Raw genomic sequence first — 3,577 nt, forward strand, 5'->3', positions numbered from 1 at the left:
CGCCACAGGTGCCGTGGCCGCAACCGCCGGTACCGGCCTGCCTTCCAGTGCCGCCTGCGCGCGCTGCGCTTCGGCCTTGCTGCGGCGCTGTTCTTCGGCGCGCGCGCTGGCGGCCAGTTCGGCGTCGGACATCTCCACTTCCTTGCCAGGCAGCAGGGTGTAGAAGTCGTACTGGGTGGCCGCCGGCTTTTCCGGTTCAGCCGGCTTCGGCGTGGCTGGCTGTGCGGCCGGCTGGGTGCCGACATCGCTTTCGCCATCGGCCACCGGCGCCGGCTGCGCGTTCGGGTTCGGCTGCGGACCGGCGCGCAGGAAGCCATCGCCCTCGCCCTTGAACAGGTTCGGCGCCGCCAGGAACACCACGGCGGCGATCGCCACGCCGGCAACCAGCCACACCCATCCGGGCGTGCCTTGGCTGCTGTTGCGCCGAGCCTGTGTCTTGCCGCGTCGTGCTGCCATGTCTACTGCGTCTCCTGAGGCTTACATTTTTTCCGGGGCGGAAACGCCCAGGAGGTCGAGGCCGTTGGCCAATACCTGGCGTGCTGCGCAGGCCAGGGTCAACTTGGCATTGCGATCGGTCGCGTCGTCCACCAGCACCGGCGTCCCGTGATACCACGTGTGGAAGGCGTGTGCCAATTCGCGCAGGTATTGCGCGACCAGGTGCGGTTCAAGCGCCACGCCGGCCGCTTCCACCACTTCCGGATAACGCGAGATTTCGTTCATCAGGGCCAGCGATGCGTCATCGGCCAGACGGCCCAGGTTGGACAGGCCGCTGCCCTGCTCGTAGACCAGGCCCTTCTCCTGCGCCTGACGCAGCAGGCTGCAGACACGGGCATGCGCGTACTGCACGTAGAACACCGGGTTGTCGTTGCTCTGCTGACGGGCCAGATCGATGTCGAAGGTCAGCTGCGAATCGGGTTTGCGCGCGATCAGGAACCAGCGGGTCGCGTCGCGCCCGGCTTCTTCGATGAGGTCGCGCAGGGTGAAGTAGCTGCCGGCACGCTTGGACAGCTTCACTTCCTCGCCGCCGCGCATGACGGTGACCATCTGGTGCAGCACGTATTCCGGCCAGCCCTGCGGGATGCCCACTTCCATGGCCTGCAGGCCGGCACGCACACGCGCCAGCGAACCGTGGTGGTCCGCGCCCAGTTCGGTGATCGCGCGCTCGTAGCCGCGCTGCCACTTCGACAGGTGGTAGGCCACGTCCGGCACGAAGTAGGTGAAGGTGCCGTCGGACTTGCGCATCACGCGGTCCTTGTCGTCACCGAAGTCGGTGCTGCGCAGCCACAGCGCACCGCCTTCTTCATAGGTATGACCCGACGCCTGCAGCTTGGCCACTGCCTCGGCAACCTTGCCATCGGCGTACAGCGAGCTTTCCAGGAAGTAGATGTCGAAATCCACGCCGAACGCGGCCAGGTCCAGGTTCTGCTCGTTGCGCAGGTAGGCCACGGCGAAGCGACGGATCGCCTGCATGTCGTCCGGGTCCTTGGCGCCGACCACGAGGGTGCCTTCCAGGTCGACGCTGGCGCCGGTCATGTAGGCGCGTGCCACGTCGGCGATGTAGTCGCCGCGGTAGCCGCCTTCCGGCCAGCCTTCCTGGTCCGGAACGATGCCCTTCACCCGTGCCTGGGTCGACAGCGCCAGGTTCTCGATCTGCACGCCGGCATCGTTGTAGTAGAACTCGCGCTTGGTGTTCCAGCCGTTGGCATCAAGCACGCGTGCCACGCAGTCGCCGATGGCCGCGGCGCGGCCGTGGCCGACATGCAGCGGACCGGTCGGGTTGGCCGACACGTACTCCACGCCCACCGTGCGGCCATTGCCGGACAGGTTGCGGCCGTAATCGGCGCCTTCCTTGATCACGGTGACGGCTTCACGCTGATACGCGGCCGGCGCCAGGTGGAAATTGATGAAACCGGGGCCGGCGATCTCGACCTTGCTGACGTCTTCACTGCGCGGCAGCGCCTCGACCAGCGCCTGTGCCAGTGCGCGCGGATTGCTGCGCGCGGCTTTGGCCAGCAGCATCGCGGCGTTGGTGGCGAAGTCGCCATGGTCGCGGGTCTTCGGGCGCTCGACCACGAAGTCCGGCGGCAGGGAGTCGACGGGCAGGGTGCCATTGGCGCGCAAGGCTTCGATGCCTTGGCTGATCAGGGCGCGGAGGAGATTTTTCACGAGGCCTGCTGTGAGAATGAGCGGCGGAATCGCCCATTTTAGCGCAGATGCCGCCCCCAACGCTGACCGAGGCCTGCCTGCCAGGGCACGCGTGGCCGCCTGTTGCTGCGCGGCTCATCCGACCAGGCGGGCCTGAAGCGGCGGTAGAAGACCCCGTTCAGCAAACGAAACGGGACGCCCTTCGCCCACCACGAAGTGGTCCAGCAGGCGGATGTCGACCAGTGCGAGGGCCCGCTGCAGCTCCTCGGTGATCTGTGCGTCTGCGGCCGAGGGTTCCGGGTCGCCCGAGGGATGGTTATGGCTGAGGATGACCGCGGCGGCGTTGTGCAGCAGGGCTCTGCGCACCACTTCGCGGGGGTACACCGGGGCCGCGTTGATGGTGCCGGCGAACAGTTCCTCGCAGGCGATCAGGCGGTGGCGGTTGTCCAGGAACAGGACCACGAACAGTTCCCGTGCCTGCCCGCGCAGACGGTGCTGCAGGTAACGACCGACGGCCGAAGGGTTGTTGCCGACCGCTTCGCCCTGCTGCAGTTCAGCGGCCAGGTAGCGGTGGGCCAGCTCCAGCCCGGCGGCCAGCGCGCAGCTGCGAGCCGGCCCCAATCCAGGGAGTTTCGACAGCTCGCGGGCGGGGCGGTCCAGCAGCACCCGTAATGGACCGTGGGCGAGCAACAGGTCGCGCGCAGTCTGTACGGCGTCCCGGCCGCCAATGCCGGAGCCCAGGAACAGGGCCAGCAGTTCGGCGTCGGACAGTGACGTGGGCCCCCGGGCCAGCAGCTTCTCGCGGGGACGCTCTTCTTCGGGCCATTCATGGATGGGCATGGCACCCATCATGGCGATCATCGCCGACCGCTCCCATAAGCCCTTGCCGCACCTGCGGGTCGGCCAAGCCCTCAGTCGCGCCGGGTCTGCAGGTAGTCGTAGAGTTCCTGGTTGGTCTGCAGGCCCAGCTTGCGCATGGCTTCGGCCTTCTGCCGGCTGATCGTCTTCGGGCTGCGTCCGCTGCGGTCGGCGATGGCATTGATGTTCAGCCCATCGGTCAGCAGTTGCAGCACTTCCAGTTCGCGTGTCGACAACGCAGCCGGTGGATGCGGGAACAACAGATCGCGGGCCTGCAGGTGGCGCCGCAGCTGGTCGGAAACGAACACCTGCCCTGCCATGGCGGCATGCAGGGCCTGCGGTAGTTCGGCGAAGTCGGCGCTCTTGTCGACCAGGCCGTGTACGCCATCGCGTAGCAGGCCATCGAGCAACCCCGGGTGCCTGGCCCCGGTCAGCACGACCACGGGAAGTCCGGGATGGCGTTGGCGCAGCTCGGCCAGCAGTTCAGGGCCGTCCGGGCCGGGGCCGGGCATGGACAGGTCGGTGAGTACGGCGTGGCAGGGCTGCTGTACCAACAGCTGCAGCAGTCCGGCAC

3 protein-coding genes and 1 pseudogene are annotated in these 3,577 nt (G+C 67.7%); all 4 read right to left on the minus strand.

Features of this window, described 5'->3' with window-relative positions; translation table 11 throughout:
* A pseudogene (locus tag DBR20_RS22470) lies at positions 1-456 on the minus strand (sporulation protein); the annotation flags it as partial.
* Positions 457-477: 21 nt separating this feature from the next.
* On the minus strand, positions 478-2,166 hold the full coding sequence (argS, locus tag DBR20_RS01590) for an arginine--tRNA ligase (RefSeq protein ID WP_108264951.1): 1,689 nt from the start codon (positions 2,164-2,166) through the stop codon (positions 478-480).
* Positions 2,167-2,280: 114 nt separating this feature from the next.
* On the minus strand, positions 2,281-2,985 hold the full coding sequence (gene radC, locus DBR20_RS01595; RefSeq protein ID WP_108264956.1) for a DNA repair protein RadC: 705 nt from the start codon (positions 2,983-2,985) through the stop codon (positions 2,281-2,283).
* 71 nt (positions 2,986-3,056) lie between these two features.
* Positions 3,057-3,577 (minus strand): response regulator transcription factor (locus DBR20_RS01600; protein ID WP_258223091.1); only part of this gene is annotated, 521 nt, incomplete at its 5' end.

Origin of the sequence: Stenotrophomonas sp. HMWF023 (assembly GCF_003060985.1) — a bacterium.
Taxonomy (GTDB): domain Bacteria; phylum Pseudomonadota; class Gammaproteobacteria; order Xanthomonadales; family Xanthomonadaceae; genus Stenotrophomonas; species Stenotrophomonas lactitubi.

Coding starts and splice junctions, on each gene's coding strand:
- radC (WP_108264956.1), bottom strand. CDS start 2,985: ATGCCCATCCATGAATGGCCCGAAGAAGAGCGTCCCCGCGAGAAGCTG.